The following is a 24,351-nucleotide window of genomic DNA, read 5'->3' as shown; positions in this document are numbered from 1 at the left end:
TCGTCAAAAGGCAGTTTGGCTGCCTTTTTTGTGCCTGGTGTGCTGCCGGTGGCGCCTGTTCAGGGCTGTTCGTCCTGTTCGAAATCCTCGATGGCATCACCGTCGGAATCAGGTACCTCGAGTTCGTCCCCTTCGATGATCTCGTTCTCCATCCCCGGGTCAGTGACCTCCGGCTCGATATTGCCACCATCTGAGGGAACCGCTTCGTCGGCGGAAACCGGTGGCGTGCCGGCACTGGCCTCGGACTCGACCAGGGTCTTCAGCTTCTGCAGGCCGTCCTCAAAAGACTTACCTACCATGCGCGAGACCATCAGCCCCATCCAGCGGGCGATGGGGCTGCCGCCCATCTCTGATTCGAATGACCAGGTCACATTGGTGCCGCTGCCCTGTGGCTGCAGGGTGAATTCCGCCTTGGCCTGACCCTGGGTGCCGAAATCCAGGTCGGTGGCGACCCGCGAGTAGGGTTCGCTGGCGGTGATGGTCTGAGAGCCGCTGCCCACACTGGGGTTGTCGCTGTTCCAGCGCATGATGGCGCCGTTACCTTCCGGGAAGCCCTCATAGGCGTATTCGGTTTCCGGATCAATCTGGTACCACGGGGACCACTTGTTGAAGTTGCGGAAATTGTTCAGGTAAGGGAACACGGCCTCTGGAGGCTCGGCGATATACACACTGCGCTCTGTAGTGGCGACGCGCGGGAAGAGGAAGCCAGCCAGTACCAGCAGGGCGAGAAAAACCAGAATGTACAGTAACCAGCGCATGGAGAACCCCCCGTAGGATTGAACGACGGCACAATGGTGGCGGTGGAGGACTGCGAAAACACCGGCCAGCGAAGCCTGCAGGAAAGTGTACTGAGAGAATTTCCGCTTCGCCAGCGGGCGAGGGGAGGAATAGTGTTCCCCCTCTCGTCCACTAGAAGCTGGTATCCAGCAGGGGGAGCGTGATGCGTACGGCCAGGCCCGCGGCGGGCGCATTGAAGGCGTCGATCTGCCCCCGGTGCTGGGCAACGGTGCGCTGGGCGATCGCCAGCCCCAGTCCGAAGCCCCCGCTCTCGCGACTGCGGGCTTCGTCGGTGCGGTAGAAGGGGCGGAAAATGGCCTGTAGCTCCGATTCGGGAACGCCGCGGCCGGAATCGGTAACCTGTATCTGACAGTGTCCGCTACTGTCGCCGGCACCCTGGTCCGCCGCACTGGGTGCCAGGGTTTTCACCGAGACGGTCACCTGGCCGCCCTCGGGGCTGTATTTGATCGCGTTGCGCAGGATGTTCTCCAATGCGGCGGTAAGAGAGCTGCCGCGGGTGGCTACCAACAGCTCACTACCTTCGCCGCGCAGGGAAACCGATACCTGTTTACGGGCGGCTTCATCCTGCAATTCATCGCTCAGTGCCTGCAGCAGGCCGTTGATTTCCACCACGTCATCCAGCGGTCGCTGCGCGTCTCCGCTGACGGGCAGTGACAGAATATCCGCAATAATATCCTCGAGGTAATCCGCCGCCTTGCCGATCTTGTCGAGTTCCGGATCCAGTTCCGCCACCTGTTTCTGCCGCGCGATCCCCAGTGCCACCTGCAGGCGGGCGAGGGGGGAGCGCAGTTCATGGGACACGTCCTTGATCAGGCGGCGCTGCTCGGCCATGGATTCCTGAAGTTGCGCGGTCATGGAGTCGAAATCTGCAGCCAGTTCACCCAGCTCACGACCGTGGCCGCGTAGGGTCGGCGTTACCCGGTAACTGAGGTCGCCGGCGGCAACGCGCCGGGTGGCTACCCGCAGGTTGTCCAGAGGCTTGCTCAGGTAACGTGCCAGCAGGTAGCAGGCCAGGCCGGACGCCAGGGTGGCGAGTACCAGGATCGGCCAGAAGCTGCGCAGAATAAATCGCAGTAGCAGCTCTTCTTTGCTTTTCCCGGCGATGAATACCACGCGCAGGGTCTCACCGCCCCGTTGGTGCACAAAAAAGCCCACGCTGGGCTTTCGGTCTACCAGCCCGCGGGCTTCGCGGTTGCGGAAATTCAGGCCGGCAAACAGGGGGGCCATATCCTGGGGGATGGCGCGGTGCAGTATTTCCTGGCCGGATCCATCGATGGCGTACACGCGTTTTTGCACATCTTTCGGCTGTTGATCGAGCCAGTGGCGGAAATACTCCACACCATGGCGGCGGGTCATGCGCAGGTTATGGGTTATCTCGCGAAACAGCTCCGGGCCTTCCCAGCGATCCCGCTGGGCGGGATCGCCGAATTCGCGGATATGGGTGATATACACCGCTGCCAACACCATGATGATGGCGGTGAGCCAGGCACCGAAAAAAATGCGTCCAAACAGACTGCTCATGGATCAGCCCTGGGTGCGGGTCAGCATATAGCCGGCACCGCGGATATTGATGATCAGCTCCCGGCTCGCGCCCTGTTCCGTGAGTTTTTTGCGGATATTGCTCACGTGGACATCAATCGAGCGGTCGTAGGGCATCAGCTTGCGCCCCAGGGCCTGTTGCGTGAGCACTTCTTTACTGACCACCTGGCCGGCGCTCTCGGTCAGCACCTTGAGTACGGAAAATTCCGCGCCGGTGAGATTGACCGGCTGACCGTTCCACTGGCACAGGTGCTCCCGGGGCAGGAGTCGGAGAGGGCCATTGACCAGGTCGTCGCTGCCGGGGTCTGACTCGTTGCGCCCCCGGCGCAGTATCGCGCGCAGGCGCGCGGCCAGCTCGCGCGGATTACAGGGTTTGGGCAGGTAATCATCGGCCCCCATTTCCAGGCCGACGATGCGGTCAACGGTATCTCCCTTGGCGGTGAGCATCACCACCGGCAGGGAATGGCCCGGGTTGGCCGAGTCTTCCCGCAACTTGCGCAGAACGTCGAAGCCGTTGTGTACCGGCAGCATTACGTCCAGAACCAGGGCATCGAAGGGTACGCTGCGCGCCAGCTCCAGACCGCGGCCGCCGTCATTGGCCACGGTGACCTCGAATCCCTCTCCGACTAGAAATTCTTCCAGTAACTCGGTCAGTTCAGTGTCGTCGTCTACCAGCAGGATATGACTCATGAAATAGCGCTCTCATTTCCGGGTGGTGCAGGGTTACTGCTCAGTGGTTGGGGGAATTATATGCGCAGTACGCCGGGGAATCGGGAATTCGGTTTGTGGGTTTTACCGTTCTTAACAAATGTTTACCGCCATTAGCCCCTATTTACAGTGGGTGAGCCTAGTATGCACCTACCGACTCGGAAAACACGCAAATCCACGCATCGGCACACGGGATACACAAAGTGGCCAGGTGGTTTGCCCTACAGCACTGCGTTAAATGAGGAATTCACTATGAAATATCTGGCTAAGAACAATTGGAAAACTCTCGCTGGTACCCTGATTCTGGGTAGCGCACTGACCACCTCTGGCATGGTGATGGCCTTCCCCGATGGAGAGCCGGGCCCGCGTCATCACAAGGGTGAACACCACCGCGGTGATCACAAGGGGCGCATGTTCGAGCGCCTGGCGGAGGAACTCAATCTTACCGAGGGTCAGAAGGCTCAGCTGAAAGCCGACCGCGATGCCGGTAAAGAGGCGCGCAAGGCGGACCGCAAGGCGATGCGCGACCTGCACAAACAGCTGCGCGACGCGATCGAGTCCGGCGCCGATCAGGCGACACTGGACAGCCTGGGAGCGCAACTCGGCAAGCTGGAAGTCGCGAAAATGCAGCGTATGCATGAGAAGCGTCAGCAGTTTGAGGCGATCCTTACCGACGAACAGAAAGCCAAGCTGGAAGAGCTGAAAGCGGAGCGCAAGGCGCGCTTTGAAGAGCGCAAAGCCCGCCGCGCGGAAAAACAGGGCGGTTAAGCGCTTGCCTCTCATGTTCATGTGATATCAGTCAGTCACACCTTCCTGCTGCGCCTGCAGCAGAGGACTCGCCGGCATCCACCCCAACCGCCGGTGGGACCACCCCTGATGCCCCTGCTCTGCAGGGGCTTTTTTGTTTGGGGCGCCGCCATACCGGGAACGCCGCTGCGCCTTGCTGAACCCGCTTATTGTTGGGAAAATGCCCGCCCCATGAGCGCCGGTCGGATTCTGCCATCTGTATCGTGCTGCTCTGGGCAGTTATTGGCAGTTGAGGATATACAGTGAGCAAAATCGGCCTGTTTTACGGTAGCGACGAGGGTAACACCGAAGGTGTGGCCCAGCGCATCGCAGCGCGCCTGGGGGAAGACCGGGTGGAGGTCCACGATATTGCGGACGTTACCCAATTGGAAATCGCCGAGTATGAGCAGCTGATCTTCGGTATTCCCACCTGGGATTTCGGCCAGATCCAGTCGGACTGGGAGGATTTCTGGGAAGACGTGCAGGAAATCGATTTCACTGGCAAGACCGTAGCCCTGTTCGGCCTCGGTGATCAGTTTGGTTACGGAGACTATTTTCTCGATGCCATGGGCATGTTGCACGATGTGATTGTTTCCAATGGGGCCACCATCATCGGCCTCTGGTCTACCGCGGGCTACGAATTTGACGCCTCGAAGGCGGAAATTACCGGTCAGAACCTGTTTGTCGGCCTCGCCATCGACGAGGACCAGCAGGAAGAAATGACCGCGGCGCGGCTGAATGAATGGTGCCGACAGATTGCGGAAGAGTTTGGTCTTGAAGGCGGCGCCGACAGCGTCGCAGTGCTTGAGGATTGAGCCCACCATGCAGCAAACGGAAAGGCAAACCGCCGCCTCGGGGTCCATGGCGTTACAGGAATTCTGGCCGTGGCTCGCGGACCACTGTAATTGCATCCTGCGTGCCGGAACACCAGACTCGATTTTGTACGATGACGACGACTTCCACTGGCGCTTTACCCAGGAAAATCCCCGCACGCTGCTGGTCCAGTTGGTGCGCGGCAAGCGCCTGATTGGGGAGGTTTTCGTCGAGCCGGACCTGGTCAGCTCCGTGCGCCTGACGCCGGGCGACAAAGACGAAGTGATTTTCGACCTGATGGCGGAGGCGGATGGCGAAGAGCAGGTGCTCTACTATTTTGTCATGGCCCACGGCTACGATGGTCACCACCAGCCTGAACCCACGGCGCGGCACGGTCGGTTACACTAGAGAACCTCTGATCAAATCCGTAATGCCTCAGCGTGACCTGAAGGCCGCATCTACTGCGTTGCAGCCCTTGTGTTGCAGCCCTTGTAAAGGACCGGCCATTCCCGGTGGCGCACCGCCACGGGTTCACCCCCGTGGAGGGCAGCCATCACGGCGCATCGATTTTTCTCGCGACTACTGTTCCGCTGCGCCAACCCCGATATTGGCATCCAGAAAGCTGAGCAACTGGGTGTACATCAGACGTCGATTGTCTTCGTTATAAAAACCGTGTCCTTCGTGCGCAACGATCAGGGACTTGGCCGGTTTGCCATTTTTTTCCAGCTCTTCCAGCATCGCTTCCGCATGGGCCACCGGCGCGCGCTCATCTTCCGCTCCGTGAATGATAAGCAGTGGCAGGTTCAGTTTGTCCGTGTGATACAGCGGAGAGTTGGCACGCATGACTTCTGGGTCCTGGCCAATGGTTTCACCCAGGAAGGCGACCCCGCGATCGCGCCGGCGAATATCCCCTTTCTTGTACAGTAGCTCCAGATCGTACACACCGACGTAGCCGGCGGCACACTGATACAGTTCCGGGTAGCGGATCGGGTTCATCAGTGCCGAGTAGCCTCCAAAACTGGCACCGTAGATACACACGCGATCAGCATCCGCATGACCCTGCGCTACTGCCCACTGTACCGCTTCGGCAATGTCTCGCTGGATGGCACCGCCCCATTCATTTTTGCCCGCGTCCAGAAATTGGTTGCCGAATCCGGTAGAACCGCGGAAATTGACCTGCAGAACCAGATAGCCGTTCTGTGACAGAATCTGTGCATCCCGGGTGTAACCCCAGAAGTCCCGTGCGTGGGGGCCACCGTGGGGCATGACCACCATGGGCAGCTTGCCGGATTCTTCAGTTCCCGCGGGGAAGGTGAGATATGTGCTGATGCGCAGACCATCGGAGGCTTCAAAGGACTCTGCGCGCATGGGATTCAGTTTTTGCGGATCCAGCCAGTCCGCGGAAGAGAGCAGGAAGTCTACTTTTTTGGATGCCAGATCCACAAGAAAATAATCGCTGGGTAAGCGATCCCCAGACACCTGCAGTACACCTTTTTTCCCGTCGCGGGTAAAACTGGTGAAACTGATATGGTAGCCCTCGAAGGCTTTTTTCAAACCCCGGTAAAAAGGAGCAAAGCCTTCCCCTTCATCAAAAAACTGTACCGTGGGGTAGTCCGGATTCAGGTAGACCCCCAGGGGCTTTTGGGTGCGCGGGTGGCGGATGATATCGCTGATATCGGCAATCTCGTGTTGCAGCACCTTTTTGACGATGTTCTTTTTCCCATCCCAGGTGACCAGGGTTTCCGTGTCCTCGGGGGTGTCGACTACCAGGTAGCTTGTGCTGTTTGCATGGTCGTATCCCACCGGGTAGGCGCTACGCAGGAGAGGGTGAGTGATCTGAGTCCAGCCGTTGTCGGCTTTCCCGTAGAGTTCGTACTTGTTCTCGCGATTGGTACCATTGGCAAACAGCAGGTTTCCCTTGCCATCGGTAAATGCGCGTCCGCCAACCTGAGGCAGGCCAACGACTTCTTTGCGTACCCCGGTGTAAATATTCAGCCGGTGCACGTCGCCATGGCTTTCAAAGTCCCGGGCCCAGGGGGACGTGGAGATCAGGATCTCGTTCTTGTCGTCTACCAGCGGGTCAATAATGGTCGCATGGGCATAAGTTGCTTCCGCTTTCTTGATCCGGGTTCCCAGTTGCTGCTCGCCGGCGGCATAACCAAAAATATTTTTCCCACGGCTGCCATCCGCATTTATCGCGAACAGTGACCCGTAATTGACGGGCGCTTCCAGCGCCGCGCGACGGCTCATGACCTCGGCCACCACCCGCTCATCATTTGCCCAGTAGAACTCGCCCACTTCCTCTTTGCCGCGGAACCGCAGGGACCCGGTGATTTTCAGTGGGGACAGACTCATGATCACCAGTACCCGCTCGCCCTCGTAGCTGCGAGCGACAGCCATATGTGATCCAGTGGGGGAAATTTTTACCTGATGAATTTCCGGGTGGCGGATCAGGTCTTCGAGGGGAACAGCGGCAGTGGTGGCGGCAAGAGGGCTGACCAACGCGAGCAGCGCGATGGTCATTGCGGAAAGAAAGCGCATGATGACTCCATGTACTACGGAAAGATGTCCAGGGGAAACCGTTGCATCGGTCAGTACACCACCTTGCGCACACGGCCGCCCGTATCTGTCATTAGACGATCGAAACCGGTCGATCCTCAAGACGTCAGTCTACTGGAATTCCGGTCGGACGACATCGGTGCGAGCAAGGTCATGCCTTCCTGTGCGTGGGTTTACGCCAGCAGGCCTTTCAATATCTCCCGGTACATGTCTTTCACCAGGTCGAGATCTTCAGCTTTCACACACTCATCCACTTTATGGATAGTGGCATTCACTGGCCCGAGTTCCACCACCTGTGCCCCGGTGGGTGCGATAAAGCGGCCGTCGGAGGTGCCGCCGGCGGTGGAGAGTTCGGTTTCACGACCGGTCACTTTCTTGATGGCGGCCTGTGCGGATTCAACCAGTGGGCCTTCGGCGGTCAGGAAGGGCTGTCCGCTGAGGTTGAAGTTGGCTTCGTAGTTGAGGCCGTGTTTATCGAAAATGGCACGGGCACGGCTTTCCAGCGCTTCGGCGGTGGTTTCTGTGGAGAAGCGCCAGTTGCATACCACTTTCACATCTCCGGGGATCACGTTGGTGGCACCGGTACCGCCATTGATATTGGAGACCTGAAAGCTGGTGGCCGGGAAGAAGTCGTTGCCCTGATCCCATTCTTCCGCAGCGAGTTCGGCCAGCGCCGGGGCCAGTTTGTGCACGGGGTTTTCTGCCAGGTGCGGGTAGGCCACATGGCCCTGGATACCAAATACGGTGAGCTCCAGGCCGAGAGAGCCGCGCCGGCCATTCTTGATCACGTCGCCGGCGAGGGTGGTGCTGGAGGGCTCGCCAACCAGACACCAGTCAATTTTTTCGTTGCGGGCTTCCAGCCATTCGACCACTTTCACGGTGCCGTGTTTGGCCGGGCCTTCTTCGTCGCTGGTAATCAGAAAGGCGATGCGGCCTTTGTGGTCTGGGTGTGCGGCGACAAATTCTTCACAGGCGACCACCATGGCGGCCAGTGAACCTTTCATATCGGCCGCGCCACGGCCGTACAGCATGCCGTCGACTACTTGTGGTTCAAACGGAGGGTACTTCCAGTTTTCTTCCGGGCCCGTGGGCACCACGTCGGTGTGGCCGGCGAAGGCGAATAGTGGGCCCTCTTCGCCGCGCACGGACCAGAAGTTATCGGTGTCGCCAAAACGCAGGTGTTCGGTTTTGAAGCCGATTTTTTCCAGGCGTTCGAGCATCAAGTCCATACAGCCCGCGTCTTCAGGGGTTACGGATCTTTTACTAATCAGGTCGCAGGTAAGTTGTACTGTCGGGGTCATGAGAGTTTCTACTGGCTCCGTGGTATCGGGAGCACTGTTCCGGTTGTGGGGCGGCCTGCCTGCCGGTGGCTGTTCGCGAGACACGCCGTGAACCCATCCATGGGGGCTCTTCTGCGAGGTCCCTCTCGCAGAAGGTCTCGCGAACAGCCCCCGGCAGGCAGGCCTTCGCATTGAAACGCAACTTTCCGAATAGGTTCGATTGGTTGCCTGGCTTTCCTATGCGAAGTGCTGAACTTCGACTGAAGGTAAAGTGCCTGGTGGAACATTTCGGAACCGTCGGTGCCAGGGATGGCACCGCCGGAGCGTACAGGGATGTATTTACAGCGATTCCGAAATGTTCCACCAGGTGCTTTGCCGCCACAGGGCGGCAACCAAATGGACCCGGTAGCGACGAAAAATTAGTTACTGTGCAGCTCAGCGTTCAACTCGACGGCACTTTTGTTGGTCAGGCATTCAACCGCACCGGTGGCAGAGTTGCGGCGGAACAGCAGGTCGGATTTGCCGGCGAGGTCGCGGGCTTTTACGGACTCTGCCACTTCACCTTTGTCGTCCAGCAGGGCGACTTTGGTGCCGGCAGTAATGTACAGGCCGGACTCTACGGTGCAGCGGTCACCCAGGGGGATACCGGTGCCAGAGTTGGCGCCGAGCAGGCAGCCTTCGCCCAAGGAAATTACGATATTACCACCGCCGGACAGGGTGCCCATGGTGGAGCTGCCGCCGCCGAGGTCAGAGCCGGCGCCAACAAATACACCCGCAGAAATCCGGCCTTCAATCATGCCCGGACCTTCGGTGCCCGCGTTAAAGTTCACGAACCCTTCGTGCATGATGGTCGTGCCTTCGCCCAGGTAGGCACCCAGACGAACACGGGCGGTGTGGGCGATACGCACACCGGCAGGTACGACGTAATTGGTCATTTTCGGGAACTTGTCCACGCAGGACACTTCCAGCAGCTCGCCCTTGAGACGCGCTTCTAGCTGGCGCTGGGGCAGTTCCGCCAGGTCAATGGCGCCCTGGTTGGTCCAGGCCACATTCGCCAGCTGGCCGAAGATGCCGTCCAGCTTGGTGCCGTGGGGTTTGACCAGACGGTGGGACAGCAGGTGCAGCTTCAGGTAGGACTCCGGTGCAGACTGCGGGGCGTCATCGCTGTGCAGAACCACCGCGACCAGCGGACGCTGGCTGCCGGCGAACTGGCGCAGGATGGCCGCCTGTTCCTCGGCACCGGCACTGGCCAGTTGGTCCGCCAGTGGCTGCAGCTGGGCCTCTTCCAGGGCCACAGAGACGTTGCCGCCGCTGATATCGAGGGTGCCGGTCACGGCCTTGGCCACTTCTTCGCTGGGGTTCAGCAGCGGTTGCGGGAAGTAGACTTCCAGCCACTCGCCCTTGCTATTGCAGGTGCCGACGCCGAAGCCAATGCTGTACAGATTGCTCATGATGGTTTCCTTTTCGTGAGTCTGAATTTCTTGATGTGCGTTGCCCGGGTTTATTGAACGAAGCTGGCGTAGCTGTCGGCTTTGAAGCCGAATAGCGTTTCGGCGCCTTTCGTCATTACCGGGCGTTTAATCAGTGTTGGGGTCTCCAGGGCCAGTGCCTGGGCGCTGCTGTTGTCCATACCATTTTTTTGTGTCTCATCCAGGGCCCGCCAACTGGTGGAGCGGCGGTTCAGCACCTGCTCCCAGCCGAACGCTTCCAGCCACTGGGCCAGGGGGACGCTGCCCATGCCGTCTTCGCGGAAATCGTGGAAGGTGTACTCCACTTTATTCTGTTCCAGCCACTTGCGGGCCTTTTTGACGGTGTCACAGTTCTTGATGCCGTACAGGGTAATCATCATTTGTTCCGTTGCTGTTGCGTCTGATGGTGTTGGATCAGGCTTTTCTGGTTTTCTTGGGGTGTTTGCGCGCAGGATAGCAGGTGGTGCAGATCTCACACACAGTGCCGTCACAGCCCCGGGCCGAGCAGTATTCGCGGCCATAGAAGATGATCTGCAGGTGCAGCTTGTTCCATTTTTCCCGCGGAAAAACCCGCTTCAGGTCTTTTTCCGTTTGCGCCACATTCTTGCCGGACGTGAGGCCCCAGCGCTGGGCCAGTCGGTGGATGTGGGTGTCTACCGGGAATGCCGGGTGGCCAAAGGCCTGTGCCATGACCACGCTGGCGGTTTTGTGGCCGACCCCCGGCAGGGTTTCCAGCGCTGCCATATTTTCCGGTACCTGACCGTGGTATTCGTTCACCAGAATTTCCGACAGCTTCTTAATCGCCTTGGACTTTTGCGGTGACAGCCCACAGGGGCGGATCACTTCGCGGATTTTCTCCACTGGTACCTTGGCCATGTCGTAGGGGTTGTCCGCAAGTTCCCACAGCGCCGGGGTAATCTGGTTAACCCGTTCGTCGGTGCACTGGGCGGATAGCAGCACCGCCACCAGCAGAGAGTAGGCATCGAAGTGGTCCAGAGGTACCGGTGTTTCCGGGTACAGCGCTTCCAGCCGGTGGAGGATATAGTCCACGCGTTCCTGTTTGAGCAGGTTTTTCTTTACTGCGATTTCTTCGGTCATGTTATTCGCCTGCGAGCGGGCTCCTACAACGGATTATTTCCGCAAAAGCTGCGGATGCGCTTCGCCGCTTCGATACACTCCTCCAGAGTGGCCACCAGAGCCATGCGCACATACTCCGCGCCGGGGTTTACGCCGCTGGCCTCACGGGCCAGGTAAGCACCGGGGAGCACCGTGATGTGCTGCTGCCGGAACAGTTCGCGGGCGAAGGCCTCGCCGTCACCGACGCGCGGCCACAGGTAAAAACTCGCTTCGGGCTTTTGCACCTCGAGGCAGCCGTCGAGGACTTCCAGTACCGCGTCGAATTTCTGGCGGTACAGTTCCCGGTTTTCTATCACATGCTGCTCATCCTGCCACGCAGCAACAGAGGCGTACTGCGTCGGTACCGGCATGGCGCAGCCGTGGTAGGTGCGGTACAGCAGAAATTTCTCCAGAATTTCACCGTCGCCGGCGACAAATCCGGAGCGCAGGCCGGGCAGGTTGGAGCGCTTGGACAGGCTGTGAAATACCACGCAGCGGCGGTAGTCATCGCGCCCGAGTTCTGCGCAGGCTTGCAGTAGGCCTACAGGCGGATTGGCTTCATCGAAATAGAGTTCCGAGTAACATTCGTCGGAGGCGATGATGAAATCGTATTTGTCCGCCAGGGCGATCAGTTGTTGCAGGTCTTCGCTCGTCAACAGCGCGCCGGTGGGGTTCCCCGGAGTGCAGAGGTACAGCAGGCTGCACTCCTGCCACACGCTTTCCGGCACCGACGCGAAGTCGGGCTTGAAACTGTTTTCCGCATTGCAGTTTACGAAATAGGGCGAGGCGCCGGCGAGAAACGCGGCCCCTTCGTAAATCTGATAGAAGGGGTTTGGCATCACCACCTTCGATCCCGGAGCCACAACTGCCTGGGCAAAGGCAAACAGGGCTTCGCGAGTACCGTTGACAGGAATCACTTCGCTGTCGGCGTTCAATGATGCGAGTCTGAATCGGTTGCACAGCCAATTGGCGATGGTCTCCCGCAAGGCGTCGAGCCCTTTGGTGAGCGGGTAAGCGGCGAGTTTTTCCAGATTGTCGATCAGCTCATCGCGTACAAATGTGGGCGGCGCGTGCTTTGGCTCACCGATCGATAGGGCGATGGGGGCCAGTGCGGCCGGTGCTTCGACACCCTCTTTCAGCTTCGCCAGTTTGGCGAACGGGTAGGGCTGCAACTGTTGCAAATTCGGGTTCATATTCTTGTCTGCTCGAAGCGCTTTTTTTAGGTGACGGTCTCAGGGCTGCGGTGGCAGCGTGGCCTGGTGGGCGTCCAGTTCCTGACAGATGGCCTGTTCCAGTAATTCGATCAGACTGTCGTCGGTCAGCGGCTGGTCGTCGGCATCGGTGATATGGAAAATATCCTCCACCCGTTCCCCGAGGGTGGAAATCTTCGCGTTGTGCAGGCGCAGGTCGTGGGTAATAAAAATCCGCGCAATGCGTGCGAGCAGCCCGGGGCGGTCCGCACTGGTGATTTCCAGCGTACTGTAAGTGTCGCCGGGCTCGGTGGAGATATGGGCCTGGCTGGGCAGGTGGAACATTTTCAGACGGCGTGGAGTACGTCGCTTGATTACCTTGGAGTAGTCCTCCACCAGTTTCAGCTCTTTCTGCAGAGTGTTGCGGATCTGTTCCAGGCGGTGGGGCTCGTCCAGCAGCGGTTGCCCGGATTCGTCCAGTACATAGAAGGTATCCAGGGTGTAACCCCCGGCGGAGCTGTATAGGCGGGCGTCGTGAATATTCAGGTTGAGCATGTCGAGGCCGGTGACCACCGCGGCAAACACATTGGGTCTGTCCGGGGTGTAGACGAACACTTCGGTAGCGCCGTCGTGTTCACCGGGACCGGAGTTGCGGGTGAGCACCACTGTATCGCTGTCTTCGTCCCGCGCCGGGTCTTTCTGCAGTTGATAGATGGCGGCAGTGTGCCAGGTGATACTGTCGGCACTTTCGCGCACGAAGTAGTCTTCGCCCATTTCCGACCAGATGTCTTCCACTGCGTTGCTGGGCACGCCCATGGCGCGCAGCATGTTTCGCGCCTGTGCCTGGGTCTCCACGTAGATCTCATCGCGGTCGATGGGGTTCTCCAGACCACGGCGCAGGGCGCGCTGGGTGTACTGATACAGCTGGCGCATCAGGCTGGCGCGCCAGCTGTTCCACAGGTCCGGGTTGGTGGCGTTGATGTCGGCCACGGTCAGTGCGTACAGATAATCCAGGTGTTCGCGGTCGCCCACTTCGGCGGCGAAGGCATGTACCACTTCCGGGTCGGTGATGTCCTGTTTCTGCGATACCGCGCTCATCAGCAGGTGTTTCTCCACCAGCCAGCACACCAAGCGGCGGTCGCGGGCGGACAGGCCGTGGCGGCGGCAGAAGGCGTCCGCGTCGATCACCCCGAGCTTGGAGTGGTCGCCACCGCGCCCCTTGGCGATATCGTGATAGAGGCCGGCGATATACAGGAGTTCCGGTTTGCGCATCCGCGACAGGATCTCTGCCGCCAGCGGGAATTTTTCCCAGGCCTCGTCACTGCGGAAGCCGCGCATATTGCGCACGACCTGCAGGGTGTGGGCGTCCACGGTGTAAATATGAAAGAGGTCGTGCTGCATCTGCCCGGTGACGCGGCCGAACTCCGGCAGGTAGCGGCCGAGGATGCCGTAGCGGGTCATCCGGGTCAGTTGCGTGGAGAGGCCGCGGGGGCTGCGCAACAGTTGCATAAACAGGCGCGCATTGGCCGCGTCTGCGCGGAACTGGTCGTCGATCAGGTGGCGGTGTTCGCGCATCAGGCGGATGGTGGAGGCACGCACGCCGTGGATCTCCGGATTGTTTGCCATCAGCACAAAGATTTCCAGCAGGGCGGGGGGGTGCTCGGTAAAAGTGCGGGTGACCGCTACCTCAATCGTGTTGCCGCGCAGTTGGAAGCGCTCGTTGATCGGTGTCACCGGCAGGTGCGTGCCCCGCTGCAGAATCACCTCGTCGAGGAATTGCAGCATCACATCGTTCAGTTCCCGCAAGGCCATCACTATGCGGTAGTAGGTGTGCATGAACTGCTCTACCGCAAGGTGGGTGTCGTTGTCCTTGTAGCCGAAATCCCGTGCCAGTTCCCGCTGGTAATCGAACAGCAGGCGCTCTTCCGGGCGCCCGGCCAGCAGGTGCAGTCCGTAACGCACCCGCCACAGGAAGTCCTCGCCGGACTGGAGGATGGCGAACTCCTCCTCGGTAAAGAACCCTTTACCCTGTAGCTGCTTGAGCGTGCGCACCCGGAAATAGCGTTTCGCCACCCAATTGATCGTCTGGATGTCCCGCAGGCCGCCGGGGGCGTTTTTGATATTGGGCTCGAGGTTGTACTCGGCTCCCTGCTGTTTACTGTGGCGGGCTTCCTGCTCTTCATATTTGGCCGTGAAGAACTGGTCGGCGGGCCACAGGCTCTCCGGCGTCATACGCTCGGCCAGCGCGTCGCACAGAGCGGGATTGCCGACGATGGTGCGGCACTCCATCAGGTTGGTGGCGACGGTAATATCTTCCGCGGCCATTTCCATGCACTGGTCCACGGTGCGGACCGCGTGGCCGATGTCGAGTGTCAGGTCCCAGAGAAAGGCCACCAGGCGTTCGATATTGTCGACGACGGTCGCATCGGGCTTTTCAGTGGTGAGAATCAGCAGGTCAATATCGGATTTGGGGTGCAGCTCACCGCGGCCGTAGCCGCCCACGGCCAGCAGGCTGACGGACCCGGGCCACTGAAACTGGTGCCAGGCGTAGTGCAGCAGGCAGTCCACAAAAAGGGCGCGCTCGTAGACCAGAGTGCGGACGTCTTCCCCCTCGCTGAAGCGACGCGCCATATGCGTGTCTGCAGCGCCCACCGCGTCCTTGAATATCTCCAGGGTGGGGCGGGCGCCCTCAGCCAGGTCTCTCCGGAACCGGGACTGGTCGAAGAAGAACAGGGGTTTTTCAAAATGCGGTAACTGCGCCAGCTGCATAGAATTCATAGGTGCGGAATCCGGTTAACCCTGTCGGCCAGCGCGAGCGCTGAATAATGTCATAGGAGCGCTCGAAATCAGAATGACTCTTCCTTGCGCGCGGTGAGAATTTCCACCCCGTCACTGGTGACCGCCATGGTGTGCTCCCATTGCGCGGACAGGCGACGATCTACGGTCACGGCGGTCCAGCCGTCGCGCAGTACCCGGCTGCCCGGTTTCCCCGCATTGATCATGGGTTCGATGGTGAAGGTCATGCCTTCTTCCAGCACCTGTCCGGTGCCTGGTTTACCGTAGTGGAGGATCTGCGGGTCTTCGTGGAACACATCGCCGATGCCGTGACCGCAGAAATCCTTGACGACCGAGTAGTAGTTCTTTTCCGCGTGTTGCTGGATCACGTGGCCAATATCGCCCAGTGTGGTGCCGGGGCGCACGATCTCGATGGCCTTGTACAGACATTCCTGGGTTACCTTGACCAGGCGCTGGGCGTGTGGTGCCGGCTTGCCGACAAAGTACATTTTGGAGGTGTCGCCATACCAGCCATCCTTGATCACGGTGACGTCGATATTGATGATGTCGCCTTTCTTCAGCACCTTGGACTCAGAGGGAATGCCGTGGCAGATCACCTCGTTGACGGATGTGCAGATGGACTTCGGAAAACCGCGGTAACCGAGGCAGGCGGGGATGGCCTCCTGCTCATTGACGATGTAGTCATGGCAGCGGCGGTCCAGCTCTTCCGTGGTGACACCGGGAACTACGTATTCGCCAATCATTTCCAGCACTTCGGCGGCGAGGCGGCCGGCGGTGCGCATTTTGGCGATTTGCTCTGGTGTCTTTACGGCATTGGTCATGAATCTTCCCGACGGTTTGTGGCTAGTTCTTCACAGTGTGTTGTGGGCAAAAGCGCGCGATCTGGCGGCACTTCGGGCGCAAACCGGACCCTGAAACGACAGGTTGTTCCGCCGGGTCCGGAAACGGCGCGGTATTGTAGCGGAATTACAGGGGCAGGGCATTAGGTGACCGGCTTGACGGATCTGGTACCCGAGTGGCTGTAATCCCTCCATTATTTCCCCTGTGGCGCTCGTCACACTTCCAGCCTCTCCGGGAATGTGGTATAAAGCGCGCCGCTTTGGGCAGTGCCCGGAGTGAAACTAAACAAAGGGTGGTGAATTTTGCCGCCCTTAACAAACGCCGCACATATACCGGCACATTGTCCTGGGTGTCTTCGTGGTCACTGATCTCTCAGTTATGAGGGGTGGTCCGGGGATTGGAGAATGGGGTATATGGAGGATCAAACCCGGGAAGTTCTCGACCGTGACGTTCTGGTCGTCGGCTTCCGCTATTGTTATTGAGGTTTATTATGCCGCAAGTCAGCATGCGCGATATGCTGCAGGCTGGTGTCCACTTTGGTCACCAGACTCGCTACTGGAACCCGAAGATGGGTGAATACATCTTTGGTGCTCGCAACAAGATTCACATCATCAACCTGGAGCACACTGTTCCGGCCTTCAACGACGCTCTGCAAGTCATCAAAGGCATGGCAGCGCAGAAGAAGAAGATTCTGTTTGTTGGCACCAAGCGCGCTGCGCAGAAGTCCATCAAAGAGCAGGCCGAGCGTGCAGGTCAGCCCTACGTCAGCAACCGCTGGCTGGGTGGTATGCTCACCAACTACAAAACCATCCGCGCTTCCATCAAGCGTTACCGCGATCTCGAAGCCCAGTCTCAGGACGGCACCTTCGAGAAGCTGACCAAGAAAGAAGCCCTGATGCGCACCCGCACCATGGAGAAGCTCGAGCGCTCCATCGGTGGTATCAAAGACATGGGTGGTCTGCCGGACGCACTGTTCGTGATCGACGTTGAGCACGAGCGCATCGCGATCCAGGAAGCCAACAAGCTGGGTATCCCTGTGATCGGTATCGTGGATACCAACAGCAGCCCGGAAGGTGTTGACTACATTATCCCTGGCAACGATGACGCTATCCGTGCCATCAAGCTGTACACCACTGCAGTTGCTGACGCTGTTCTGGCGGGCACTGCCGAAGCTGGTGGCGCTGCTGCTCAAAGCGAATACGTTGAAGCAGAAGACGATCAGCAAGCTGCGGACTCCTAATTCGGAGTTATAGCCGCAGGCTACTGGCGGTGTAACATTTTTCGGTTACGCTGCAGGGAAAAGGGGCCACTTATCCGGCCCCTTTTTTTCAAATCCAACAAAGAATTTGAATCTGAACCCGAGGATTGAATCATGGCGATTACCGCGTCAATGGTAAAAGAACTGCGCGAGCGCACCGGCCTGCCGATGATGGAGTGCAAGAAGGCACTGAATGAGGCAGACGGCGACATCGAGAAAGCGATTGAAGATCTGCGCAAGGCTTCCGGCCTGAAAGCGGCCAAGAAAGCTGGCCGTACTGCTGCTGACGGCGTTGTTGCTGCCAAGGTTGCCGAAGACGGCAGCTACGGTGTTCTGGTTGAAGTGAACTCCGAAACCGACTTCGTTGCGCGCGACGAAGGCTTTAAAGCGTTTGTGGGCAAAGTGGTCGACAAGGCGTTTGCTGACCGTCAGGAAGATGTGGCTGCACTGATGGAAGGTGACCTGGAAGAAGCGCGCGAAGCGCTGGTGCAGAAGATCGGTGAGAACATCGGTGTTCGTCGTATCCAGCTGGTAGAAGCGCCGGTCGTGGGTGCCTATGTGCACTCCAACAACCGTATCGCCGCCATTGTTGCCCTGAGCGGCGGTGATGTTGAAACTGCGCGCGATGTGGCCATGCACGTAACCGCGGTTAACCCGCAAGTGGTTAAGCCGGAAGATATGCCGACGGACGTGCTGGAGAAGGAAAAAGACATCATCAAGGCGCAGCCGGACATGGAAGGCAAGCCTGCCGAAATCGTCGAGAAGATGATGGGCGGCCGTATCAAGAAGTTCCTCAAGGAAAACAGCCTGGTGGAACAGCCTTTCGTCAAGAACCCGGACGTTAACGTCGGCAAACTGGTGAAAGATGCCGGTGGCGACGTTGCCAGCTTCGTGCGTTTTGAGGTGGGTGAAGGTATCGAGAAAGAAGACGTTGACTTTGCTGCGGAAGTAGCCGCTCAGGTTAAAGCCAGCTCTTGATGCTTGCGTCAGCCGGCGACCGTCCGGTCGCTGGCGCCAGCGGGGTGCTCCCGGTGTGTTCGTTAGAATACGTCCGGGGCGCCCCGCTGTTGTATCTGGCCACTAGTGGTGCATGCGGAAAGTTGTGTAACTGTTCGCTTCGCCAAAGCGTCCAGCTCTGCGTTGAGAAAGCTTGAAATAGAACCACTATTCCTACGCTTTCTCGCCTTGATCTGAACACTTTGGCTGTGCTCCTTAGTTACCGAACTTTCGCATGGACCACTAGGGATTTCTGCTCGATATTTGAGCGAAATTGGAGGTGGGCGAGGCTTTCCTGCACTCTGAGTCCGGCCAGATCGGTATAGCCATAGGTAAAGCGCCGAATTTGTTGTAATGTTCGGCGGGCGCGACCGGGAACGTCGGTTGCGTCTCAACACAGAATTTAGCCCGTAACAGTTGAGGAACAAGGGATGCCAGGTATTAAAGACCGCAAGTACAAGCGAATCCTGTTAAAGCTCAGCGGAGAAGAGCTGATGGGCGAACAGGGGTTTGGTATCAGCCCCAAAGTGCTCGACAAAATGGCCCTGGAAATTGGCCAGCTGGTGGGTATTGGTGTTCAGGTCGGGCTGGTGGTCGGTGGCGGCAACCTGTTCCGTGGCGCCGCGCTGAACGCTGCGGGCCTCGATCGGGTGACTGGCGACCACATGGGCATGCTGGCCACTGTCATGAACGCCCTGGCCCTGCGCGATGCACTGGAGCGCTCGAATATCTCCTCCCGCGTCATGTCGGCCATCCAGATGAGCGGTATCGTGGACCACTATGACCGCCGCGCCGCCATCCGTTACCTGGAGCGCGGCGAAGTGCTGATTTTTGCCGCCGGCACCGGCAACCCCTTCTTTACCACGGATTCCGCCGCCTGCCTGCGCGGTATCGAGATTGAAGCGGAAATGGTGCTCAAGGCTACCAAAGTGGATGGTGTCTACTCGGCGGATCCGAAACTGGTGCCTGACGCCACCCGCTACGACCAACTTACTTACGACGAGGTTCTGGACAAGAAGCTCGGCGTAATGGATCTAACCGCAATCTGCCTCTGCCGCGAACACAACATGCCGGTGCGGGTATTCCGTATGGATAAGACCGGCGCACTGCTCAACATTGTTGTGGGTGGCGAAGAGGGCACACTGATCGAAGAGGAAGTGAATCGTGATTAACGATATCAAGAAGCAAGCCGAGTCACGTATGGGTAAGGCCATTGACGCACTGGGCACCAACTTCAACAAAATCCGTACCGGCCGCGCTCACCCGAGTATCCTGGACGGTATCCAGGTGTCCTACTACGGCTCTGATACGCCGTTGTCCCAGGTTGCGAATGTCACCGTGGAAGATGCGCGTACCCTGTCGGTTACTCCCTGGGAAAAGAACCTGGTTCCGGACATTGAAAAAGCCATCATGAAGTCTGATCTGGGGCTCAACCCCAGCACTGCCGGCGCGGTTATCCGTATTCCGATGCCGATGCTGACGGAAGAAACCCGTAAGAACTTCATCAAGCAGGCCAAAGGCGAAGCGGAAAGTGCGCGGGTTTCTATCCGCAACAACCGCCGCGATGCGCTGGCGGAAGTAAAGGCGCTGGTCAAAGACAAAGAGATCTCTGAAGACGACGAGCGTCGCGCAGCGGACGAGATCCAGAAGCTGACCGACAAATACATTGCCGAGGTGGAAAAAGCGCTGGCGGCAAAAGAAAAAGACCTGATGGAAATCTGATGTCTTCAGGCGGTACTGGTGTGACAGCACACGAGCAGGCGGGGCCGCGACATGTTGCCATCATCATGGATGGAAATGGCCGTTGGGCAGCGCGCCGCGGTTTGTCACCCTCCGCCGGTCACAAGGCGGGCGTGGAGCGTATCCGGGACCTGATCGAGGCGTGTAAAGAACGTCATATTGAGGTTCTGACCCTGTTCGCCTTCTCCAGTGAGAACTGGCGGCGGCCCCCCAAGGAGGTGGAGCTGCTGATGAGTCTGTTCCACTCCTATCTGCGCCGGGAAGCTCGGCGCATGCAGGAGCAGGGTGTTCGACTGCGTGTCATCGGTCGTCGCGACCGCTTTTCTTCGCGGGTGCAGCGCGCCATCGTCGAGGCGGAAGCATTGACTCGCGAGGGGCAAAACGGGACGCTGGTGATCGCTGCGGACTACGGTGGTCAATGGGATATAGCCCAGGCAGCGCGCGTGCTGGCCGAAGAAGTGGCCAGCGGTCAGCGCGCTGCGGATTCTATTGACGAAGAAGCCCTGGGTGCACATATCCAGCTGGCAGACCTTCCGCCGGTGGACCTGCTGATTCGCTCCAGTGGGGAGCAGCGAATCAGTAATTTTGTGCTCTGGCAGGCGGCTTACAGTGAATTTTATTTCACTGACACGCTGTGGCCCGACTTCGATGTGCCGGCACTGGATCTGGCACTGGATGCCTTCCGGCTGCGTGACCGGCGCTATGGTGGGCGCAATGGGGATGGTCTGGAGGCGCAAGCCTGACACGACCAGACCTGTCAGGTGAGCGAGCACAGATTACCGAGATAATAGTTAACGGTTTTTTAAGGGTTTAACGGTGCTAAAACAAAGAATAATTACCGCGCTGGTGCTGGTCGCTCTTTTTATGGGGCTGCTGTTTTTTGTGCCCCTGCAGTGGTTCTCCATCGTAATTGCGGGCGTCATTCTATTGGGGGGCTGGGAATGGGCCAATCTGTCCAATCTGAATCGTGCCCTGCGCTTTGTATTTCTCGCCGCTCTGGGCTGTGCGCTGATCGCCACTGCCCGCTATGTTTTCAATTTTGACTTCTCCAGCCCCGATACCGATCGCGCGCGCCAGATCCTGGCAGTCGCCTGCGGATGGTGGGCGCTGGCCTTTCTTTGGGTGCAGGGCTACCCGGCCAGCGCCATGCTTTGGGGGAATCGCTGGGCCCGTGGTCTGATCGGGCTGGTCGTGCTGGTGCCCGCCTGGTTGTCCATTGTCATTCTGCAGGGGCAGGAGCACGGTGCCTGGTTAGTATTGTTTGTGGTGGCCGTCGTGGTGGCCGCGGATGTGGGGGCCTACTTCGTTGGGCGCAAGTTCGGCAAACACAAGCTGGCGCGGGAAGTCAGCCCGGGTAAATCCTGGGAGGGCTTCTTCGGAGGGCTGGCGGCCTGTCTGATTCTGGCGCTTGGTGTGTCCGCTGCATTCGACCTGCCTACGAAGAACACGGTGTTGTTTACCATTGGCGTGTTGGTCACCGCGCTCGCTTCGGTGATTGGCGACCTGGTGGAGAGCATGTTCAAGCGTCACCGGGGTATTAAGGACAGTAGCCGTATTCTGCCCGGCCACGGCGGTATTCTGGACCGCCTGGATAGTCTTACCGCAGCCTTGCCGGTGTTCACCATGGCAGCGCTCGCCAGCGAATTGCCCAAATATCTTTAATATCCGTTAGTCGATCTGGGCGCAGAGGTATTTCGAATTCATGCAAACCATGACCCCACAACCTGTCTGTGTGCTCGGGTCCACCGGTTCCATCGGCGTGAGTACGCTGGATGTACTTGCCCGCCACCCCAAGGAGTACTCCGTCTTTGCGCTGACCGCCCGTGAGCGGGTAGCGGAGCTGGCACAGCAGTGCCGCCGGTTCAAGCCGCGGTTTGCGGTGGTGCTGGACACGGATAAGGCGGCACAGCTTCGCAAAGAGCTTGTTGCGGAAGGCTTGACCACGGAAGTGCTGAGCGGTGTTGAGGGGTTGTGCCAGGTGGCGTCAGCGCCGGAGGTGGCGGTTGTTATGGCCGCAATCGTCGGGGCTGCAGGCCTGAAACCGACATTGGCGGCGGTGCGGGCAGGGAAGAAGGTGCTGCTGGCGAACAAGGAGTCGCTGGTGATGGCCGGCCCGCTGTTTATGGCGGCGTTGGCGGAAAGCGACGCATCGCTGCTGCCCATCGATAGCGAGCACAATGCGATTTTCCAGTGTCTGCCGTATCCCTGTCACAATCTGGCGGATGCCGGCGTGGAGCGGATTCTGCTCACCGGCTCTGGCGGCCCTTTTCGCACCGCGGATCCTCAAAGCCTGCACCGCGTCACCCCGGACGAGGCGTGCAATCACCCCAATTGGTCTATGGGGCGCAAAATTTCTGTAGATTCCGCCACCATGATGAACAAGGGGTTGGAGTTCATCGAGGCCTGCTACCTTTTTCACGCGCAACCGTCGGATATTCAGGTGGTTGTGCACCCACAGAGCATTGTGCATTCCATGGTGCAGTATCGGGATGGTTCTCTGCTGGCGCAGATGGGCAACCCGGATATGCGCACACCCATCGCGCACGCGCTGGCGTTTCCCCGGCGCATCGACAGCGGCGTAAGTGCACTGGACCTGATTCGTGCTGGTCGCCTGGATTTTGAGGCACCGGATGAGTCTCGCTTCCCTTGCCTGCGCCTTGCGCGGGAGGCGATAGAGCAGGGCGGCAGTGCGCCCACCGTGCTTAACGCGGCAAATGAAGTTGCCGTCGAGGCATTTCTCCAGGGCGCACTGCCGTTTACCGGGATCGCCGTGCTGATTGAAAAGGTCATGGATTCCACCGACAGGCTTGAACTGGTGGACCTGGAAGCAGTCGAACTGGCTGATCGGGAAGCACGTGCGCGGGCTCAGGAAGTGCTGAGTGAACTGAACGGCGTTCATGAGAACGATGCTGGCGGCAACAGTTACCACGGACAGCGTCCGCAAACGAGATCAATGTAAACTGACCCCATGTTAGATTTTCTTCAAACTGCAGCCTGGGCACTGGTGGCCCTTGGCGTACTGGTGAGCTTTCACGAGTTCGGCCACTTTATCGTAGCGCGCTGGTGTGGCGTCAAGGTGTTGCGCTTTTCTGTCGGTTTCGGCAAGCGTCTGATTTCCCGCTATGACCGTCATGGCACGGAATTTACCGTCTCTGCGATTCCCCTTGGCGGCTATGTCAAATTCCTCGACGAGCGCGAAGGAACTGTGGCACCAGAGGATCTGGACAGCGCGTTCAACCGCAAAAATGTCTGGCAGCGAATGGCGATTGCCGCTGCGGGCCCGGTGTTTAATTTTCTTTTGGCTATCGCACTCTTCTGGGGCGTGTTTATGGGCGGCACCTCCGGCCCGGTACCCATCGTGGATCAGGTGGAGCCGCGCAGTATCGCAGCCTATGCCGGGCTGGAGTCCGGGCAGGAGATCATCGCGGTGGACGACCACCCTACCCCTACCTGGCAGGCACTCAACTGGCGGCTGGCCAATCGTCTGGGCGACACCGGGGATATCAAGTTTTCCGTGCGCTATCCCGATTCCACCCTCGAGTATCACATGTATGCGGACATCGATCGCTGGCTCGCGGGTCAGGAGGTCCCCGATCCGCTGGAGGAGATCGGCGTCAAACTGTGGATTCCGAGTATCAGTATGACCCTTGCGCAGGTGGTTGCGGGCAGTCCTGCGGAGAGGGGCGGCCTGAAGGCGGGGGATGAGATTGTCGCCACCGATGGCCGAGACTTCAGTGAGTGGGACCAATGGACCAGCTATATCAAAGCGCGGCCCGAAGAGGCTGTTCAGGTTACTGTGCTGCGTGATGGGAGTGAGCAGGTGGTCACCATCACCCCGGATCTGGTGACCCTCGACAGCGGTGAGAAGATCGGTCGCATCGGCGTGTTGCCGGTATCCGCATCCTGGCCCGAGGACAAGGTGCGTCGCTACCACTACGGGGTGCTCGGGGCTCTCAGCAAAGGGCTGGAGGAGACCTGGAGCAAGACGGTATTTACTCTGAACAGTCTGAAAAAACTGCTGTTTGGAGAGATCTCTACCCGTAACTTGAGCGGCCCTATCACCATTGCTAAAGTTGCCGGCACTTCGGCGGACGCGGGTTGGCAGTCATTCCTGTCATTACTGGCACTGTTGAGTATCAGTCTTGGCGTGTTGAATCTCTTGCCGATTCCCGTGCTCGACGGCGGCCATCTCCTTTACTACGGTATTGAAGCAATCAAGGGTTCCCCTGTCTCCGAAAAGGTGCAGATGATCGGGCTGCAGGTGGGGATGGCAATGGTGCTCGGGATCATGGCCCTGGCGCTGTATAACGATATTCTGCGCCTTTAATGAATTTTTACCCGCGCTCCCTGTCCTACATTTTGTTGAATACAGAGGGGTCCTGACGGGACTCCAGAGAAGAGGGGAGCGCTCGGTCCGATCGCTGCGGCCAGGTCTGTTCGGTTGGGGTTGGCGAGGCGTGCGC

22 protein-coding genes are annotated in these 24,351 nt (G+C 59.0%); 11 read left to right on the top strand and 11 right to left on the bottom strand.

Translation table 11 applies throughout. The features are described from left to right. Positions 1–59: 59 nt before the first annotated feature. The 3 genes from LRR79_RS13535 to LRR79_RS13525 all read right to left on the bottom strand — a co-directional run bounded on the left by LRR79_RS13535 (position 60) and on the right by LRR79_RS13525 (position 3,027). Positions 60–758: an SRPBCC family protein gene (locus tag LRR79_RS13535; protein WP_231757717.1), complete on the bottom strand. Its 699-nt coding sequence runs from the start codon at positions 756–758 to the stop codon at positions 60–62. Positions 759–909: 151 nt separating this feature from the next. Beyond that, positions 910–2,319 carry an ATP-binding protein gene (locus LRR79_RS13530; RefSeq protein WP_231757716.1) on the bottom strand — a complete coding sequence of 470 codons (1,410 nt, stop codon included), beginning with the start codon at positions 2,317–2,319 and terminating at the stop codon, positions 910–912. 3 nt (positions 2,320–2,322) lie between these two features. After that, complete coding sequence (locus LRR79_RS13525; RefSeq protein ID WP_231757715.1) at positions 2,323–3,027, bottom strand: response regulator transcription factor; 705 nt, start codon at positions 3,025–3,027, stop codon at positions 2,323–2,325. Between the two features lie 270 nt (positions 3,028–3,297). On the opposite strand from LRR79_RS13525, the gene LRR79_RS13520 reads away from it, so the two are divergent. From LRR79_RS13520 to LRR79_RS13510, 3 genes are all read left to right on the top strand, one after another. After that, a complete protein-coding gene (locus tag LRR79_RS13520; RefSeq protein ID WP_231757714.1) occupies positions 3,298–3,813 on the top strand; it encodes a Spy/CpxP family protein refolding chaperone in 516 nt (171 codons plus the stop codon). A gap of 281 nt (positions 3,814–4,094) precedes the next feature. Continuing rightward, a complete protein-coding gene (locus tag LRR79_RS13515) occupies positions 4,095–4,646 on the top strand; it encodes a flavodoxin (RefSeq protein ID WP_231757713.1) in 552 nt (183 codons plus the stop codon). Positions 4,647–4,653: 7 nt separating this feature from the next. After that, entirely contained in the window at positions 4,654–5,052 is a 399-nt protein-coding gene (locus tag LRR79_RS13510) for a hypothetical protein (protein ID WP_231757712.1), read from the top strand. Positions 5,053–5,223: 171 nt separating this feature from the next. Here LRR79_RS13510 and LRR79_RS13505 read toward each other — a convergent pair whose 3' ends face one another. From LRR79_RS13505 to map, 8 genes are all read right to left on the bottom strand, one after another. Beyond that, a complete protein-coding gene (locus LRR79_RS13505; RefSeq protein WP_231757711.1) occupies positions 5,224–7,185 on the bottom strand; it encodes an alpha/beta hydrolase family protein in 1,962 nt (653 codons plus the stop codon). 191 nt (positions 7,186–7,376) lie between these two features. After that, positions 7,377–8,504, bottom strand: coding sequence for a succinyl-diaminopimelate desuccinylase (gene dapE / locus LRR79_RS13500; RefSeq protein ID WP_231757710.1), 1,128 nt, complete (start codon positions 8,502–8,504; stop codon positions 7,377–7,379). 398 nt (positions 8,505–8,902) lie between these two features. Next, positions 8,903–9,934, bottom strand: coding sequence for a 2,3,4,5-tetrahydropyridine-2,6-dicarboxylate N-succinyltransferase (gene dapD, locus LRR79_RS13495; protein WP_231757709.1), 1,032 nt, complete (start codon positions 9,932–9,934; stop codon positions 8,903–8,905). Between the two features lie 50 nt (positions 9,935–9,984). After that, complete coding sequence (locus LRR79_RS13490) at positions 9,985–10,329, bottom strand: ArsC family reductase (RefSeq protein ID WP_407665252.1); 345 nt, start codon at positions 10,327–10,329, stop codon at positions 9,985–9,987. A gap of 37 nt (positions 10,330–10,366) precedes the next feature. Then, entirely contained in the window at positions 10,367–11,020 is a 654-nt protein-coding gene (gene nth, locus LRR79_RS13485) for an endonuclease III (RefSeq protein WP_231760032.1), read from the bottom strand. Between the two features lie 53 nt (positions 11,021–11,073). Beyond that, positions 11,074–12,261, bottom strand: a complete 1,188-nt coding sequence (gene dapC / locus LRR79_RS13480; protein ID WP_231757707.1) for a succinyldiaminopimelate transaminase — start codon at positions 12,259–12,261, stop codon at positions 11,074–11,076. Between the two features lie 39 nt (positions 12,262–12,300). Next, positions 12,301–15,036 carry a [protein-PII] uridylyltransferase gene (locus tag LRR79_RS13475; protein WP_231757706.1) on the bottom strand — a complete coding sequence of 912 codons (2,736 nt, stop codon included), beginning with the start codon at positions 15,034–15,036 and terminating at the stop codon, positions 12,301–12,303. Positions 15,037–15,104: 68 nt separating this feature from the next. Further along, entirely contained in the window at positions 15,105–15,875 is a 771-nt protein-coding gene (map, locus tag LRR79_RS13470) for a type I methionyl aminopeptidase (protein ID WP_231757705.1), read from the bottom strand. Between the two features lie 509 nt (positions 15,876–16,384). Here map and rpsB point away from each other — a divergent pair. The 8 genes from rpsB (at position 16,385) to rseP (ending at position 24,215) form a co-directional block, all read left to right on the top strand. Continuing rightward, a complete protein-coding gene (gene rpsB, locus LRR79_RS13465; RefSeq protein ID WP_231757704.1) occupies positions 16,385–17,134 on the top strand; it encodes a 30S ribosomal protein S2 in 750 nt (249 codons plus the stop codon). Between the two features lie 132 nt (positions 17,135–17,266). After that, positions 17,267–18,130: a translation elongation factor Ts gene (gene tsf / locus LRR79_RS13460; protein WP_231757703.1), complete on the top strand. Its 864-nt coding sequence runs from the start codon at positions 17,267–17,269 to the stop codon at positions 18,128–18,130. A 449-nt stretch (positions 18,131–18,579) separates the two neighbouring features. Next, positions 18,580–19,320: a UMP kinase gene (gene pyrH / locus LRR79_RS13455; RefSeq protein WP_043315683.1), complete on the top strand. Its 741-nt coding sequence runs from the start codon at positions 18,580–18,582 to the stop codon at positions 19,318–19,320. Further along, entirely contained in the window at positions 19,313–19,870 is a 558-nt protein-coding gene (frr, locus tag LRR79_RS13450; RefSeq protein WP_231757702.1) for a ribosome recycling factor, read from the top strand. Before pyrH ends, frr begins: the two co-directional genes overlap by 8 nt. Then, entirely contained in the window at positions 19,870–20,631 is a 762-nt protein-coding gene (uppS, locus tag LRR79_RS13445) for a polyprenyl diphosphate synthase (protein WP_231757701.1), read from the top strand. Before frr ends, uppS begins: the two co-directional genes overlap by 1 nt. A 73-nt stretch (positions 20,632–20,704) precedes the next feature. Beyond that, complete coding sequence (locus LRR79_RS13440) at positions 20,705–21,550, top strand: phosphatidate cytidylyltransferase (RefSeq protein ID WP_231757700.1); 846 nt, start codon at positions 20,705–20,707, stop codon at positions 21,548–21,550. A gap of 40 nt (positions 21,551–21,590) precedes the next feature. After that, positions 21,591–22,847: a 1-deoxy-D-xylulose-5-phosphate reductoisomerase gene (gene ispC / locus LRR79_RS13435; protein ID WP_231757699.1), complete on the top strand. Its 1,257-nt coding sequence runs from the start codon at positions 21,591–21,593 to the stop codon at positions 22,845–22,847. Positions 22,848–22,856: 9 nt separating this feature from the next. Continuing rightward, positions 22,857–24,215 carry an RIP metalloprotease RseP gene (gene rseP / locus LRR79_RS13430; RefSeq protein ID WP_231757698.1) on the top strand — a complete coding sequence of 453 codons (1,359 nt, stop codon included), beginning with the start codon at positions 22,857–22,859 and terminating at the stop codon, positions 24,213–24,215. Positions 24,216–24,351: the final 136 nt, after the last annotated feature.

The sequence above is a fragment of the Microbulbifer elongatus genome, assembly GCF_021165935.1.
Taxonomy (GTDB): Bacteria; Pseudomonadota; Gammaproteobacteria; order Pseudomonadales; family Cellvibrionaceae; genus Microbulbifer; species Microbulbifer elongatus.
This window is presented reverse-complemented; position numbering and strand designations above follow the sequence as displayed.